Source organism: Pseudoclavibacter endophyticus, assembly GCF_008831085.1.
GTDB lineage: Bacteria > Actinomycetota > Actinomycetes > Actinomycetales > Microbacteriaceae > Pseudoclavibacter > Pseudoclavibacter endophyticus.
Genome location: NZ_WBJY01000001.1, coordinates 955845 through 970059, shown reverse-complemented (window position 1 = coordinate 970059; position 14215 = coordinate 955845). Strand labels below are relative to the sequence as shown.

Here is a 14215-nt window from a genome sequence, read left to right as displayed (position 1 = left end):
CCACCCGACCGGCCCCGCCCCAACGTCGAGCTTCCGAGGGATGCACCGGCATGAGCAGCACGAACGAAGGAGCGCGGCCGACGGCCTCGCCGGCCGTGAGCGTGCGCTCCGTGGCAACCGCCGTGCCGCCCACCGCCCTGGAGCAGGGCGCCGTGCGCGACCTCTTCGCCGACCAGCCGGACATCTCGCCGCTCGCCCGGCGACTCATCCGGTCGGTGTTCAACAGCTCCGCGATCGAGCGGCGCTACACGCCGATCGGCGAGCTCGCCGGTCGCGCCGACGCGGACACCTCGTCCCCGCCGACGTTCTACGACGCGACGACGGGCACGATCCTCACCCCGTCGACGGGCGTCCGCAACGCCGAGTACGAGCGCTCGATCCGTCCGCTGTTGCGCGACGCGGCGGAGCGCGCGCTCGCCGCCGCGCCGGAGCTCGACCGCGCCGACATCACTCACGTGGTGACTGTCTCGTGCACGGGCTTCTTCGCACCCGGTCCCGATTACGTGCTCGTGCGCGACCTCGGCCTCGCCCCGTCGACCCGCCGGCTGCACATCGGCTTCATGGGCTGCTACGGCGCGTTTCCGGCGCTGCGTGCCGCCCGCTCCACCTGCATCGCCGAGCCGGACGCCACCGTACTGGTCGTTTGCGCCGAGCTGTGCTCCCTCCACCTGCGCTCGTCGGACGACCCCGACGCCATCGTCGCGTCGTCGGTGTTCGGCGACGGCGCGGCCGCCGCGATCGTCACGGCACGGCCGGTGCCCGCCGGTGCGACGGTGCTCGAGATGGATGCGCTCGAGACCGTGCTCACCGACGACGGCGAGGCCGACATGGCCTGGACGATCGGCGACCTGGGTTTCGAGATGGTGCTCTCGAGCTACGTGCCCCGCATCCTCGAGGCGCGTATCGCCGAGGCGCTGCGTCCCCTGCTCGAAGCGGGCACGGGAGCACGCGATGCGGCAGCCTGGTCGGGCATCGAACGGTGGGCCGTCCACCCCGGCGGGCGGGCGATCCTCGACCGGGTGCAGCGCGCGCTCGGGCTCAGCGACGAACAGCTCGCGCCATCACGCGACGTCCTGCGCGACTACGGCAATATGTCGAGCGCGACCGTGCTGTTCATCCTGGAGCGCCTCCTGCGCAGCGACGACGCCGAGACCGGGGGCGGAGCCGACCCGGCGCCCGAGCGCGTCGCGGCGATGGCGTTCGGCCCGGGCCTCACGGTCGAGTCGGCGCTCTTCACGAAACGGGTCATGCGGTGACGGGCGCCACTCTCGCGCGGCGCGACACCGAAGCGCGCGAACGCATGGACGACCCCGACTGCGACAGCGTCCTGCTCGAACGCACGTACCGGCAGTTCGCCGCCATCAACCGGCTCGTGTCGGGATGGCGGCGTGTGTACCGGACACGGATTCGGCCGCGACTCGGCTCCGGCCGCCGCGCGACGCTGCTCGACATCGGCTTCGGCGGCGGCGATATTCCCCGGGCCATCGCGCGCTGGGCAGCCCGGGACGGGCTCGGCCTCGACATCACCGCGATCGACCCGGAGCCGCGGGCCATTCGCTACGTGCGCGGACTGCCTGACGCCGGGGTGAGGTTCGAACGCGCGACCAGCGCCGAGCTCGTCGCTCGCGGCGAGCGGTACGACATGGTGATTTCGAACCACCTGCTGCACCACCTCGACGATGACGAACGCGTCGACCTCCTGCGGGACAGCACGACCCTCGCGCGCGAAGTGAGCATTCACAATGACCTCGCGCGGGCCCGTCTCGGCTACGCCGCCTTCGCCGTCGCGACGCTGCCGCTGCGCGGGCGGTCGTTCGCGCACGACGACGGTCTCCTGTCGATCCGCCGCAGCTACCGGCGAGATGAGCTGCGGGCGATCGTGCCGCCGGGGTGGCGGGTCGAGTCGATGTTCCCGCAGCGCCTGCTGCTCACGCACGAGGGAGCAGCGGAGTGAGGCGGCGCGCAGGGGTGACGACGCAGTGGCGGCCACGTCGGCGTCGGACCAGCCTTGGGCGCAACCGGCGACCCCGTTCGCTGACCCGCGCGCTCGTCACTGCCGCGTCCGTCGGTTACGCCGCCAACGTCGCCTTCGGCACGGCCGTCGCGAGCGGGGCGATCGACAACCGGCGCATTCGTTGGGTGCACCACGCGCTGTTCGTCGCGACGGCAACGCTCACCGCGCTGGCGATCACCGCCGGCGCGATCGCGCGTCGCCCCGCCGCCTTCGCCCTCGCCCCGTCCGCGGCGCCGCTCGCTGCGCTTCCCTTCGTCGGTGGATCGCTCCGTCGACACGCGCTCGTCGGCGGCGCCGCGGCGCCGGCGTTCGCGGCCGCCCTGGTACTGGCATGGAGGAGGTACTGATGGAGTTGCTCGACGCGGTGCGCCGACGCCGAACCACCAATGGCGCATTCCTCCCCGAACCGGTGACCGAGGAGCATCAACGGCTGCTCATGGAGGTTGCAAGCCGTGCGCCCTCGCAGCTCAACAGTCAGCCGTGGCGCTTCGTGCTGATCGAGGAGCGCGAGACCATCGAAGCGATCGCCGGGATCAGCGGCAAAAGCATGACGGAGGCGATGTCGAACGGCACCTTCTTCGAGCGGTACAAGCCCTACTTCCGTTTCAGCCGGGCCGAGATGGAGCGGCGACGCGATGGGATGCTGTTTGACCGTCTCCCCGGCCCGCTGCGGCCGTTCACAGGCCAGGTCTTCACGTCTCGCGGCCAGAAGCTCATGAACACGCTCCGCGTGCCGCAGAGCCTCGGCGAGCAGAACCGCAAGCTCGTCGCGGGCTCGCCGCTACTGCTCGGCGTGATGCTCGACCGGTCCGAGTACCGCCCGGGCGAGCTGTCGGCGTTCTACTCGCTGTTCAGCATGGGCGCCGCGATGGAGAACATCTGGCTCACCACCGTCGAACTCGGCATGGGCATCCAGTTCATCTCGTTTCCCATGGAGGTACCGGGACGGTGGGATGAGATCATTCGGATGCTCGAGGTCCCGGACGACCTCGAGCTCATGGCCGTCTACCGCCTCGGTTATCTTCCGGCGGAGCAGCGGCGCCCCGCAATCGACTGGTCGAGCCGCGAGCGCAAGCTCCCCTCGCAATACGTGTTCCGCGGCACCTGCGCGACGCCGCAGCGCGGCTGGGACGATCCGGAGGCCGGCGAGCCCGTGTGAGCTCGCCGACGAACGTGGCGGGGTGACCGGGCGACGGCAGCGCGTGCGCGGCGCCCGCGCACGCTATTGCGCCGTCACGGCGGCCACCACCAACACGAAGGCCACCACGATGATTGCGACCCGCAGGTAGTGCAGGCGATCCCACTTCCGGTACTGCTCCCGCCAGTCAGCGGGATGCGACTCGGCCGTCCACGCGGCCGAGCGGTTGTTGATCGGGACGAGGAAGACGACGGACATCACCACGCTGATCGCCAGCAGTGCGGCAGCAAGGACTACCCCGGTGGCCGCCGCCGTGCCCCACGTGAATGCCGTGAGCGCCACGGTGAGCAGCAGCGAACCGACGTACCAGAACGGCATGACACCGCCGAGCATCCGCGCGCTGTCGGCCCGCGCGGCGATCGACGCACCCGCGGGCAGGCGCAACACGATGCGGTTCAGGACAACCGCTACAGCGAGTTCGACGCCGACCATGAGCCCCACGACGGTCGTCGTGGCGATGGTGAGGAGTGACAGCATGGCGGCCGCCTTCCGAGTTAGCAACGCTAGCTTTCTAGCACCGCTAGACTAGGTGAGCATTGCACTTCGGGCAAGGGGGCGGGAAAGCCGATGACCGATTCGACGGCACGACGGCGACGTAGCGAGGCGCGTCGCGCTCGCATCCTCGCCGCGGCCCGGGCACGCGCCGACGCCGATGGATGGGTCGCGGTGACGACGCGGCACCTCGCCGACGCCATCGGCTACACGCAGCCCGTGCTGTACACGCACTTCCCCGCGGGCAAGTCGGAGATCATGCTGGCGGTTGCGCTGGAAGGGTACGACGACCTGACCCGGCGGTGCCGCGACGCGGTCGCAGGCAACCGCGGGCGACCCGCGATCGAGGCCGTCGCGACCGCCTATCTCGACTTCGGGCAGGCGCATCCCGCGGTTTACGAGGCGATGTTCCAGCAGGCGATCGACGCGAGGTTCGCCAGCGGTGACACGCCGCCGGCACTGCGCACGGCCTTCGAGACCCTCGCCGCAGCGATCGGTGATCAGGGGGACGGCACGATCACGGAGGTCTTCTGGGCGGCCCTGCACGGCATCCATCTGCTGGAACGCGCCGGCCGTCTGCGTCCCGAGCACCGAGCCGATCGCGTCACCGAGCTCAGCGCTCGTTTCGCGCCGTAGCGTGGCCAAGGCCACCGGCCTCCACGACGGATCGTCCTCCCGTCACGACACCGGTGTACCGGCGGGTACATCTCGGTGTCGCTCGGTCCAACGCACGAGCTCCGCCGCGAGCCCCGTCGGGGCGTCGAGGTGGATGAGGTGCCCGGCCTCGGGGATCACCGCCAGCGTCGACCCGGGAATCATCGCCCGCAGCCGGTGGGCGCGGTCAACCGGGATCCAGGTGTCCTCAGCCCCCCACACGAGGTGCACCGGCTCGTCGATGCTCGCGTAGCCAGACTCGACCTCATTCGTGAACCGCTCATCGGCCGCCGCGATCTGCCGGTAGAACGCGGCCTGCCCGCCCGGTTCGATCCATGGATGCACGAGCATCGACAACGAGGCGTCGTCGAGACCGCGGTGGCTTGCGCCCCGGATGTAGGCCTCGACGGTTGCCCGGTGGATGGCCGGCGGCAGCTGCTCGAACACGGCGCTGTTCTCCCGCACGAGCTGGAAGAACGGCGAACCCCATGGCGCGAGCGCGACCACGTCGACGAGCGCGAGCGACGCGAATCGGGCGCCGTGCAGCAGTCTGGCCCGCAGCGCGACGGCGCCTCCGTAGTCGTGAGCGATCACGTGCGGACGCGCGAGCCCCCAGGCGGAGAGCAGTTCGGCGAAGAGCTCACCCTGCACGCCGAGGTCGACGGCGTCGTCGGGCGCCTTCGACGAGGCGCCGTAGCCCGGCATGTCCCACTGGTACACCGTGAAGCGGTCGGCGAGCACGGCAGCGACCGGGGCCCACAACTGCTGCGACCACGGCGTCCCGTGTAGCAGGACCAGCGGTGGCCCGTCACCTCGGGAGGTCCACGCGACGGATCGGCCGCGCCAGGCGAATCGCCGGTCGAGCTGCGACGTGTGCACGTTGCCAGGTTCGCGTTCCATGCCCGGGTCTCAGCTCGTGATGTGAAAGCCGGACTCACCGCGTGGTGGCACGTCGCGCGTATCGACTCGCTCAACCATCGAGGTTGATGGCCCGTGTGCGAGCCACTGGAGCATCGCGTCCACCTGCTGGCGTTGCCCCTCCACCTGTACCTCGACCGTGCCGTCTGAGCGATTGCGGGCCGTACCGGAGACACCGAACCGAGCGGCCGCCTCGCGCGCAGCCCATCGGAATCCGACGCCCTGCACGACCCCGTGCACGACGACCTCGACGCGGCGCACGCCGTCATCCTCAGCCAGCATGCGGTCAGTGTAGGCGCTCGGCACTGCGTCCAGACACGTCAACCGCCACAACCACGGAAGGCCATATGGAATATCCGAGGCCGGTCAGGAACCGGTCGGGTTGTACTCAGTCGGCCCCACCAAGATGAATGACATGCCCAATCCGATCCAGATCCAGAAGTACCTCGGCGGCATCGACTACCCCGCCTCGAAGCAGACCATCGTGGACTCGGCGAAGGAGTCTGGCGCCGACGACGATGTCCTCGAAGCCCTCAACGCCATCGAGGACAAGCAGTACGAGGACCCGACGGAAGTGAGCTCCGCGGTCATGTGACCGCCCCTCAACTACACCGGGTGCGCTCGCGCCTCCACCGCACGACACGCCACACGAAGAAAGGTTCTTCCTATGCCTCAGGCCATCGAAACCATCGACGTCAACGTCCCCGTCTCCGTCGCCTACAACCAGTGGACCCGCTTCGAAGATTTCCCGCAATTTCTTGACGAGGTCGAGTCCGTGCGCCAAGTCACCGACGTGCTGACCGAGTGGACCGTGGAGGTCGGCGGCAATCGCCGTACGTTCGAGGCGCAGATCACCGAGCAGCACCCCGACGAGCGTGTCGCGTGGACCAGTACGGGCGGCGAAGCCGACCACGCTGGTGTCGTCACCTTCCACAAACTGAGTGACTCCGAGACGCGCGTGACCGTGCAGATCGACTGGGAGCCAACGGGGCTTCTCGAGAAGCTCGGCTCGACCCTCGGGGCCGACAACCATGCCGTGAAGAAGAGCCTCAAGCACTTCAAGGAGTTCGTCGAGAAGTACGGACAGAGCGGCGAGGGCTGGCGCGGCGACGTGCAGTAGCGTCATCGACTCAGCCCGACGACAGGGCCACTGATGACGTGGCATTCGGGCGGAGACGCGCGGGGTGGTTCTCTACCGAGAACCACCCCGCTTTGTTCGCGATGATGTCGCAGCACGATTGAGCGAAGGACCACATGTCGATCTCTCCAGGCGACCCCGGCCAGTTCCCAGGGCCGGGTGCCCCACAGGTGCCCCACGCACGGCTCGACCGGCGCCAGGTCGTGTCCGGTTTCCTGTTCGGGTGCGGCATAGCGGCGTCGGTGATCGATCTATTCATTTTCCACTTGGTGCTGCAATGGCACCACTTCTACGATCGGTCTACTCCTGAGGTCGCCTTGATTGCCGACGGATTCTTTCATGCCTTCGGCTGGTTCATCACCGTGGCGGGGCTCTTCCTGCTGGCGGATGTCCGACGTCGGTCAGGGATCAATTGGCGGCGCTGGGCCGGAGCGACAGCCACCGGGGTTGGCCTCTTTCAACTGTTCGACGGCGTCGTCAATCACAAGGTGCTTCGCATCCACCAGATCCGTTACGACGTCGACGTATTGCCGTACGACGTGGTGTGGATCGGCTCCGCACTGATAATCCTGGCCGTCGGGTCATTCGTCCTCTGGCGCACCCGCCCCCGGGAGGCGCGAGCGACGACGCGCGGCCGGGAAGGCACATGAACCGTCAGGGCGCCTCTGCCCACGGTTCACATCACGGATCTGAAGCGTTGACGTGGGTCGTCTTCGACTCCTTCATAATCACCGTGCTTGTGGTGATGGCGGTCGGCTATGCCGTCGCCCTCAGGGTCTCGCGAGGTCGTGGGTCTTGGCCGGTTTACCGAACGACGCTCTGGTACCTCGGCGTCGCGTGCCTTGGTGTCGGGCTGATCGGGCCGATCGCCTCCGCGGGGCACACGAGTTTCACCGCGCACATGTTTGTACACCTGCTGGTGGGCATGGTCGGCCCGCTCCTCCTTGTCTTGGCCGCTCCAGTCACTGTCGCGCTGCGTGCCTTGCCCCTGACTTCGGCCCGCTGGCTGAGCCGTACGCTTCGTAGCCTCCCGGTTCGAATCATCACCCACCCGCTCAGTGCCGTTCTGCTCAACGCCGGCGGGCTCTGGCTGCTGTACACGACCGATCTCTATCACGCGATGCACAGCTCCGTGCCCGTGCACGCGCTCGTCCACCTGCACCTTTTCCTGGCCGGTTACGTCTTGACCGCCTCGCTCGTGGGCGTCGATCCCGCTCCACACCGAGCGTCGATGCGAATGCGATCGGCAGCCCTGATCCTTTTCATCGCCGCGCACCAGATCCTGGCGAAATGGCTGTATGCGCACCCACCAGACGTGGTCGGGCGCGCTGACGGAGAACTCGGGGCGCAACTGATGTACTACGGCGGAGATGTCGTCGACGTGAGTTTGATCGTCCTGCTGTTCGCCGGTTGGTACGCCGCCACCCGGCCACGCGTCACGAGAGCTGCACGATGGCCTGCCGAGCATCCTCAAGACCGCTTCGGATCGCCCCGACGATGAACCCGCCCCACCCGTTCGCAATGTCGGATCCGGGCGAAGCCGACACCGTGGTGCGGTGCCTACAGCTCGGCCAGCGACGCGACGCTAGGGCCCTGTATGGCCGGCGACTCTTGCCTCGCCGGCCGGAACTCCTCGACACCGCTGTACGTCATACTGATGTCGCCCGCACCGGAGCGGGCGACAAGGGAGAACCGTCATGACCGACACCACGGCAGAGCAGCACCCGAGCCGGGCGCTCGGTGACGCCCCACGCGCCGACGATGGCCACTATGGGCCGGGAAGCGTCAGCTGGCGGGTCTTCGCCGACCCGGCGTCCGGAATCGGGGGGAAGACGGCCCTGTTCCTCCAGATGCTCGACGCGGGCATGATGACGCACTTCGAACGGGTCTCCTCGACGTCGGAGGGGCCGGAGGCGATGGCTGCCCGCTTCGACCGCACCTCCGCCTACCTGCGCGACGCGGTTTTCGCCGACAGGGCGCACGCGGAGGCTGCCGCTAAGCACGTCGATATGCTCCACGAGCGCGCGACCTGGACCGATCCGAAGGACGGCCACGTCGAGATCGCGAAGGTGCCCGAATGGCAGCGCTGGACGTGGTGGACCTACATCTGGTCGGCAGTGCGCGGCTACCAGGAGTTCGGGCCGGAGCCGCTGTCGACCGCCGACGCCGACCAGCTCGTGGTCGAGTCGCGGATCGGGGCGGAGCAGCTGAAGGTGCCCGGACCGTTCTTCGAGACCTTCGCGGAGCTCGACGCGTACATCAACTCGGCACTGACCTCGAAGGCCCTCGTCTATCCCGCGGCGCTGGTGGCGCACACCCTGCGCCGCCCGGAGGTCAAGGGCCTGCTCGCCCGCTGGGGTGCGAAGAAGCTCATCGACGGCATGGTCTACCTGATGCCGACGGATGCCCGACTCTTCTTCGCGATGGAGGACCGTACCAAGCGGCAGCTCGAGAGCGGCAGGGCCTGGACGAAGCGCATCGTGAAGCTCAGCCGGGGGAACAAGTCCGCCGAGGAGCTCATCGCGACGATGATCGGCGACTCCGAGAAGCACCCGTACCGGAAGGTGCGGGCGAGGGTCGCCGCCGCATCCTGAGACGCCGTCGCCGCCCCGTGGGGCGGCGGTTCAGCGCGCCTTCCGCAGCAGATCACGCAACGAGACCGCCGGGTCGGCCAGCTGGGCCGCGGTGAGAGGGATGCGCTGATCGATCAGCCGCCGGGAGGCGCGCACCGCGTTCGAGTCGTCAATGCTCGCCGCCCCGACGAGCGCCGCGCCGTCGAGGCGGAACACGGCAGCCGGTCGGCCCGGCTCGGCCCATCGCACGACCTCCGTGCCCTCGCCGACGAGCCGCCCGGTGACCTCGAGGTGGATGCCGTATCGATCGGACCAGTACCAGCCCGCGCCCCGGAGGGTCGGCTGTGAGGCGCTGAGGATGTCGGCGGCAACAGCGCGCCCGTCCAGTTCGGCCGCCTCCCAGTGCCCGATCGGCGCCGCGACGGAGCCATCGGGCCCGCGACGCCTCGTCGCATCGCCGGCGGCCCATACGCCCGCGACCGAGGTTCTGCCGGCCCCGTCGACGATGATCGCGTCGTCGATCTCCGCGCCGGCGGATGCCGCGAGCGACGTGTCGATCGCGATCCCGGCGCCGACGACGACGGCGTCCACCGCGATTGACGAGCCATCGTCGAGCCGGGCGCGGACGCGGACGCCCTCGACCGCCGCATCGACAACCGACCCGACGCGCACGTCGACGCCGTGCGCCGCATGCATCCCGTGCAGGTACCCAGCAAGGGTGCCGCCGAGGACCCGGGAGCCCGGCACGGGGTTCCGGTCGACAAGAACGACCTGCGCGCCGAGCTCGACGAGGCCCGAGGTCAGCTCGGCACCGATGAAGCCCGCACCGACAACGAGCACCCTCGCCCCCGGTGACACTGCCGCGCGCAACCGTACCGCGTCTCGGTAGCCGCGCAGCACCCCGACAATCGGAAGGTCACCGCCCGGGAACGAGGGCGATCGGGCCTGCGCCCCCGTGGCGAGCACGATCGCCTCGGCCTCGAGCACACGTCCGTCGGAGAGCGTCACGCTGCCGGTCGCGCCCCCAGGAGCCTCGATCCCGGTGGCACGTACATCGGCGACCACCTCGATGTCTTGCCCGGCGTACTCGTCCGCCGTCGCGAAGGCGAGCGAGGCGAGGCTCGCCCCCTCGACGAACGCGGCCTTGGACAGCGGTGGGCGATCGTAGCAGAGCGGCTCGCTCTCGACGATCCGGATCGAGCCCCCGAAGCCGCCGGCGCGAAGCTGCCGGGCGGTCGTCACGCCGGCGATGCCGCCGCCGACGATGACGACGCTGGCCGCCGCGGTCACGCGAGACGTGATGGGTCTGGGATGAGGAGGATGCGGTCGCCGTCGATGGTCACCCGATGTGCGACGACGCCGCGGGGCGCCGGCGGACCGAGGACCTTGCCGTCCCGCAGGCAGAAGCTCGAGGCGTGCAGGGGGCACTCGACCGTGCCGTTCTCGATCCAGCCCTCCGCCAGCGAGGCGTCTTCGTGCGTGCAGGTGTTGTCGATGGCGGAGTACTCGCCGGCGCTGCGGAAGATCGCGATGTCGTCGACCGTCCCCGTCGTCGCGCGCGGCACCACGATCGCGTCCTCGTCCTCGATGTCGCCGACCTTCGCGACGGGTATTCCCTCAGCCACCTGGTTCCTCCCGATCTGTTCCCCCGCGATGATCCTGCCATGCCGGCACCGTGTGCGGCGGCGAACCATTCGTGATCGAGCTCCTCCTCTTCCCCGGACCGGCTCGGCTCGGCTCGGCTCGGCACGAAGGGAGACCCTCTCTGGGCTTCGCCTACCCGCTGGCCTCGTTCGGCGTCGGAGACGAGGCCACTGGGCGAGAACGCCGAGCAGGCGCGCGCATTCCGATGTACCTCACCGATCAGCGGGCAACGCTGATCGGCGACGGGGGTTCACTGACGGTCACGGCGTCCCGGTTTGTCGGATAACCGGCTACGCCGATAGCAGTGGCCGGTTCGGAGAGTTCCGCCCCGTGGGATGTCGTCGGTTTGAACAACGAGCTTCTGGTGGATCTGAGGGGAATCGAACCCCTGACCTTCTCATTGCGAACGAGACGCGCTACCAACTGCGCCACAGACCCTTGTGCGTGCTGCCGTGGCAGCCAGACGACTATAGCGCAGGTCTCCCGGCGCGCACAAAACCGCGCGAGAGGCGCATCCCGTCGCTCCACGTCGGCGGGCGACGCTTAGCCGCCACCAAAGCCGCCGGGACCACCCGATGGTGGCGGGTCATCGGAGCCGCCCCCGGAGTTTGAATTACCCCACTGACCGCCGTTGCCGCCATCGTCGCCGTCGTTGCCGCCACCGTTCGGATTCGCGTTCTGGTTGGCGTCCTGGTTCGCGTTCTGGTTGGCGTTCTGGTTGGCGTCCTGGTTCGCATTTTGGTTGGCGTTCTCGTTGCCGTCGTCGCCCGTATCGTCGGGAGCCGGGCCGACGGTCGCCGGCGGCTGGCTCCCACCGGGTCCGGGCGAGGCCCCGCCGGTCTGCGCCGGGGGCACGTAGGTGACCCGGTTGCCGAGGTGCTCGCTCATCGCGTCTCCGACGAGCTGCGGCAACTCGATGACCGCCGCGACGAGTGCCGAGAGGTCACCGCCGTCCGCGTTGCTGCGAATGGTCGCGATGACCTCTTCGATGCGCTGGTCGGTCTCCCACTCGGAATAGGGATACTCGGACAGGATGCTGGTCGCCCGGTCGGGCAGCGACTGCGAGTAGGTCGACGTGAAGAACGAAATGGCGTCGTCGACCGCCGACTGCGCTCCGCCCGCGTCGTTCGCGAGGATCGCTGCGCTGGAGTCGTCGATGCGCGACTCCATATCGCCCTTGACACCATCCTCGGCGATGCCGTTCGACATGATAAACGCGGCCTGCACGGGATCGAGTTGGGCTTGCACCGCCTGCACCTCGGCGGTGAGCGCAACGATCGTCGGCGCCGCCGAAGCCGCCGCCTCGGCCGCCAGCACCTCGCGGCGCCAATTGGCGAAGAATCCCACCGTGAGGGGGATCACTAGCGCCATGAGCACGACGAGGGTCACGGCGACGATGAGTCCCCTCCGCGAGCGCGTCGAGTGCGCCTGGAACCGGTTCCACGGGCCGCCGCGCTGCCAGCGCGCACTCGTCGCCCCCGTGCGATCGGCCGCCTCCTCGCGACCCTCCCCGCCGAACGCGCCAGGCGTGACCTCGATCGGAGTGCCATCGACTTCGTCGAAGGGATCTCCGTTCGGTGAGGTGCTCATACTGCTCCAGGGTAGGCGAATGCTGGGCGCCTGCGCGCCGACGGCCGAGTCTACGGCACCCGGTTCCCCCGCCTAGGCCGACGCCTCGGGAGCTGCGAGTCAGCCCGCGCGACGACGCAGGGGCGACCGCAGCTGCTCGCGCTCGTCCTCGGCGACGATGCCCATTCGCTCCCACCGCGACGGCCGGGAGGCCAGGCGCCCGGGTGGCGCCTCGATCGGATCGAGGTGCACGGCGTCCGACAGCGCCTCACGCAGTATCGGCTGCGTTGAGGCCATCGACGCGTCGACCCGTCCCGCGTGCGCAACGGCCTCGCGACCGAACGTGATGACACCGGGCTGCCGGTGTGCATCCCGAATCGCCTGCTCGCTCGCACGCGCCGCGGCGCGGAGGGCCTCGATGTCGACGGCCGGCGTGTGGCGCCCGCCGTCGGGGCCTTGCGGACCGCCGCCCCAAGGGCCGTCGCCTCCCGCTCCCTGCTCGCGCAGGTACAACGGCCTCGGCACAGCCACGGGGGTCCATCCAGCTGCACGCTGCTCGGCCGGCTCGGCCGAAGCACCGTCCGCGACGTCGAACTGGTGCAGCTGCTGCGCGACGCGCGGCTGCGGGGCGGTCGTGGTCGCCGAGCCCGACGACTCGGTGCGCGTGCGGGCGACCTCGGCGTGACGCTCGCCGACGAGGCGCTGCGCGGCGGCGACACGCGCGAGCTGGTGCAGCATGGCACACGCGGCCAGCACGACGATCGCTCCGCCCACCAGCACCCACCAGTTGCCCGCCTGCGCGCCGAGCCACGCCCCGGTGCCGGCGACGGCGACACCGGCGAACATGATCGTGGTCGTCAGCAGGCGGCCCCGCCGCGTGGCAGCGGCAGCGCGTCGCCGATCGCGCTCGTCGCGCGGCATCCGCACCGCAGGCAGCGCCTTCTCCGCGGCGGCTCGGCGCTGCCGCCCGGCCTGCTCCGCGACCCGCTTCGCGTGCCGCACCCGGCGCTCCTGCTCGGCAACACCGCGCGCGCTCGTCTCGACATGCAGATCACTGGGCACCTCGGCCGTTTCCGCGAGCGCACGAAGCGCCTGCTGTAAGCGCACCGCGTTCCGCTCGGTCGACAGGTAGTTCCGTCGCCGCACGTACGACGGCACGAGATACGCGACCCACAGTCCAACCGCCATCAGCAGCACGAGGCTGCTTGCGCCTCCGAATTCCATGCCAGCCACACTAGGTACAGATGTGACGAATGTGACTGATTGAAACTCGCGTGTCTTGTGGGATTTTCCGTGGCCCTTCCGAGCGCCCAGCGGGCGAGGGAGCGCTCAACCCGTCGGCGGCCCCGCGTCACGTCGCGGCTGCGGCGTCAGTGACTGCCTCGCGCGGACCAGGTCACCCTCTGGGACCGACGCGAGCGACGGATCCGCGTGCCCAGCCCGCCACCGGTGCAGGACACCGTTCGGCACTTCCTCGCGCACGACCGCGAAGCACACGTGGTCGCGCCAATCGCCGTCGATATGGATGAAGCGCCGGCGGAGCCCCTCGTACCGGAACCCGAGCTTCTCCACGATGCGCAGCGACTTGTCGTTCTCGGGCCGTATGCAAATCTCGATGCGGTGCATCCCGATCGAGAGCAGGCAATGGTCGGCCGCGAGCGCGGTGGCGACGGTCATGACGCCGTGCCCTGCCGCATCCTTCGCGATCCAGTAGCCGATGGTGGCGCTGGAAACGGCCCCGTACGTCATGCCCGAGACCGTCAATTGCCCGACGATGCGGCCCTCGAGCAGGATCACGAACGGCAGTGTCTGGTGCTTCGCCGCCTGGCTCAGCAGCGACCGGATGCTCCCCTTGACGTCCCAGCGCCCGGTGCCTTGCGGGTTGGTCGCCTCCCACGGCTGCAGCCAGGCACGGTTCGACAGCAGCAGCGACTCGATGTCGCGCGCGTCGCGCACGTGGATGGGGCGAAGGGTGATCGCCCCATCGTGCAGCGTCGGAATCGTCGACATCGCCG

Annotated in this window: 18 protein-coding genes and 1 tRNA gene; 10 read left to right on the top strand and 9 right to left on the bottom strand. The window is 69.4% G+C overall.

Annotation, left to right across the window (positions count from 1 at the left end):
* Positions 1-50: 50 nt before the first annotated feature.
* From F8O04_RS04185 to F8O04_RS04170, 4 genes are read left to right on the top strand one after another with little or no spacing between them, the layout of a single operon-like run.
* A complete protein-coding gene (locus F8O04_RS04185) occupies positions 51-1256 on the top strand; it encodes a type III polyketide synthase (RefSeq protein WP_158028059.1) in 1206 nt (401 codons plus the stop codon).
* Positions 1253-1954, top strand: coding sequence for a class I SAM-dependent methyltransferase (locus F8O04_RS04180; RefSeq protein WP_225734859.1), 702 nt, complete (start codon positions 1253-1255; stop codon positions 1952-1954). Before F8O04_RS04185 ends, F8O04_RS04180 begins: the two co-directional genes overlap by 4 nt.
* Positions 1951-2361, top strand: a complete 411-nt coding sequence (locus F8O04_RS04175) for a hypothetical protein (RefSeq protein ID WP_225734858.1) — start codon at positions 1951-1953, stop codon at positions 2359-2361. Before F8O04_RS04180 ends, F8O04_RS04175 begins: the two co-directional genes overlap by 4 nt.
* Positions 2361-3173: a nitroreductase family protein gene (locus F8O04_RS04170; protein WP_158028058.1), complete on the top strand. Its 813-nt coding sequence runs from the start codon at positions 2361-2363 to the stop codon at positions 3171-3173. Before F8O04_RS04175 ends, F8O04_RS04170 begins: the two co-directional genes overlap by 1 nt.
* Positions 3174-3236: 63 nt before the next feature.
* Here the strand turns inward: F8O04_RS04170 and F8O04_RS04165 are convergent, their stop codons facing one another.
* On the bottom strand, positions 3237-3689 hold the full coding sequence (locus F8O04_RS04165) for a DUF1772 domain-containing protein (protein WP_158028057.1): 453 nt from the start codon (positions 3687-3689) through the stop codon (positions 3237-3239).
* 90 nt (positions 3690-3779) lie between these two features.
* On the opposite strand from F8O04_RS04165, the gene F8O04_RS04160 reads away from it, so the two are divergent.
* Positions 3780-4340, top strand: coding sequence for a TetR/AcrR family transcriptional regulator (locus tag F8O04_RS04160; protein ID WP_158028056.1), 561 nt, complete (start codon positions 3780-3782; stop codon positions 4338-4340).
* 42 nt (positions 4341-4382) lie between these two features.
* Here the strand turns inward: F8O04_RS04160 and F8O04_RS04155 are convergent, their stop codons facing one another.
* Both F8O04_RS04155 and F8O04_RS04150 read right to left on the bottom strand, forming a co-directional pair.
* Positions 4383-5258: an alpha/beta fold hydrolase gene (locus F8O04_RS04155; RefSeq protein WP_158028055.1), complete on the bottom strand. Its 876-nt coding sequence runs from the start codon at positions 5256-5258 to the stop codon at positions 4383-4385.
* Positions 5259-5267: 9 nt separating this feature from the next.
* Positions 5268-5558 (bottom strand): acylphosphatase, encoded by a 291-nt coding sequence (locus F8O04_RS04150; RefSeq protein ID WP_158028054.1) that lies wholly within the window; start codon positions 5556-5558, stop codon positions 5268-5270.
* 133 nt (positions 5559-5691) lie between these two features.
* On the opposite strand from F8O04_RS04150, the gene F8O04_RS04145 reads away from it, so the two are divergent.
* From F8O04_RS04145 to F8O04_RS04125, 5 genes are all read left to right on the top strand, one after another.
* Complete coding sequence (locus F8O04_RS04145) at positions 5692-5871, top strand: DUF2795 domain-containing protein (protein WP_308420192.1); 180 nt, start codon at positions 5692-5694, stop codon at positions 5869-5871.
* Between the two features lie 72 nt (positions 5872-5943).
* Positions 5944-6396 (top strand): SRPBCC family protein, encoded by a 453-nt coding sequence (locus F8O04_RS04140; RefSeq protein WP_158028052.1) that lies wholly within the window; start codon positions 5944-5946, stop codon positions 6394-6396.
* Between the two features lie 134 nt (positions 6397-6530).
* Positions 6531-7064, top strand: coding sequence for a DUF2243 domain-containing protein (locus F8O04_RS04135; protein ID WP_158028051.1), 534 nt, complete (start codon positions 6531-6533; stop codon positions 7062-7064).
* Entirely contained in the window at positions 7061-7915 is an 855-nt protein-coding gene (locus tag F8O04_RS04130) for a cytochrome c oxidase assembly protein (RefSeq protein WP_158028050.1), read from the top strand. The genes F8O04_RS04135 and F8O04_RS04130 overlap by 4 nt, the downstream gene beginning before the upstream one ends.
* A gap of 196 nt (positions 7916-8111) precedes the next feature.
* Positions 8112-9008 (top strand): oxygenase MpaB family protein, encoded by an 897-nt coding sequence (locus F8O04_RS04125; RefSeq protein ID WP_158028049.1) that lies wholly within the window; start codon positions 8112-8114, stop codon positions 9006-9008.
* Positions 9009-9038: 30 nt separating this feature from the next.
* On the opposite strand, the gene F8O04_RS04120 is transcribed toward F8O04_RS04125, so the two are convergent.
* The 6 genes from F8O04_RS04120 to F8O04_RS04095 form a co-directional block, all read right to left on the bottom strand.
* Positions 9039-10277, bottom strand: coding sequence for an NAD(P)/FAD-dependent oxidoreductase (locus F8O04_RS04120; RefSeq protein WP_188726282.1), 1239 nt, complete (start codon positions 10275-10277; stop codon positions 9039-9041).
* Positions 10274-10612, bottom strand: coding sequence for a non-heme iron oxygenase ferredoxin subunit (locus F8O04_RS04115; RefSeq protein ID WP_225734857.1), 339 nt, complete (start codon positions 10610-10612; stop codon positions 10274-10276). The genes F8O04_RS04120 and F8O04_RS04115 overlap by 4 nt, the downstream gene beginning before the upstream one ends.
* Positions 10613-10993: 381 nt before the next feature.
* Positions 10994-11069: transfer RNA gene (locus F8O04_RS04110), tRNA-Ala, on the bottom strand.
* A gap of 105 nt (positions 11070-11174) precedes the next feature.
* Positions 11175-12221 carry a hypothetical protein gene (locus tag F8O04_RS04105; RefSeq protein ID WP_158028046.1) on the bottom strand — a complete coding sequence of 349 codons (1047 nt, stop codon included), beginning with the start codon at positions 12219-12221 and terminating at the stop codon, positions 11175-11177.
* A gap of 99 nt (positions 12222-12320) precedes the next feature.
* Entirely contained in the window at positions 12321-13424 is a 1104-nt protein-coding gene (locus tag F8O04_RS04100; protein WP_158028045.1) for a hypothetical protein, read from the bottom strand.
* A gap of 105 nt (positions 13425-13529) precedes the next feature.
* Positions 13530-14210, bottom strand: coding sequence for a GNAT family N-acetyltransferase (locus F8O04_RS04095; RefSeq protein ID WP_158028044.1), 681 nt, complete (start codon positions 14208-14210; stop codon positions 13530-13532).
* Positions 14211-14215 lie beyond the last annotated feature (5 nt).

Excerpts from the sequence above, each read along its gene's own strand:
- F8O04_RS04095 (WP_158028044.1), bottom strand. The coding sequence starts at position 14,210 with ATGTCGACGATTCCGACGCTGCACGATGGGGCGATCACCCTTCGCCCC.
- F8O04_RS04165 (WP_158028057.1), bottom strand. The coding sequence starts at position 3,689 with ATGCTGTCACTCCTCACCATCGCCACGACGACCGTCGTGGGGCTCATG.
- F8O04_RS04105 (WP_158028046.1), bottom strand. The coding sequence starts at position 12,221 with ATGAGCACCTCACCGAACGGAGATCCCTTCGACGAAGTCGATGGCACT.
- F8O04_RS04155 (WP_158028055.1), bottom strand. The coding sequence starts at position 5,258 with ATGGAACGCGAACCTGGCAACGTGCACACGTCGCAGCTCGACCGGCGA.
- F8O04_RS04160 (WP_158028056.1), top strand. The coding sequence starts at position 3,780 with ATGACCGATTCGACGGCACGACGGCGACGTAGCGAGGCGCGTCGCGCT.
- F8O04_RS04150 (WP_158028054.1), bottom strand. The coding sequence starts at position 5,558 with ATGCTGGCTGAGGATGACGGCGTGCGCCGCGTCGAGGTCGTCGTGCAC.
- F8O04_RS04185 (WP_158028059.1), top strand. The coding sequence starts at position 51 with ATGAGCAGCACGAACGAAGGAGCGCGGCCGACGGCCTCGCCGGCCGTG.
- F8O04_RS04145 (WP_308420192.1), top strand. The coding sequence starts at position 5,692 with ATGCCCAATCCGATCCAGATCCAGAAGTACCTCGGCGGCATCGACTAC.
- F8O04_RS04170 (WP_158028058.1), top strand. The coding sequence starts at position 2,361 with ATGGAGTTGCTCGACGCGGTGCGCCGACGCCGAACCACCAATGGCGCA.
- F8O04_RS04130 (WP_158028050.1), top strand. The coding sequence starts at position 7,061 with ATGAACCGTCAGGGCGCCTCTGCCCACGGTTCACATCACGGATCTGAA.
- F8O04_RS04135 (WP_158028051.1), top strand. The coding sequence starts at position 6,531 with ATGTCGATCTCTCCAGGCGACCCCGGCCAGTTCCCAGGGCCGGGTGCC.
- F8O04_RS04125 (WP_158028049.1), top strand. The coding sequence starts at position 8,112 with ATGACCGACACCACGGCAGAGCAGCACCCGAGCCGGGCGCTCGGTGAC.
- F8O04_RS04100 (WP_158028045.1), bottom strand. The coding sequence starts at position 13,424 with ATGGAATTCGGAGGCGCAAGCAGCCTCGTGCTGCTGATGGCGGTTGGA.
- F8O04_RS04140 (WP_158028052.1), top strand. The coding sequence starts at position 5,944 with ATGCCTCAGGCCATCGAAACCATCGACGTCAACGTCCCCGTCTCCGTC.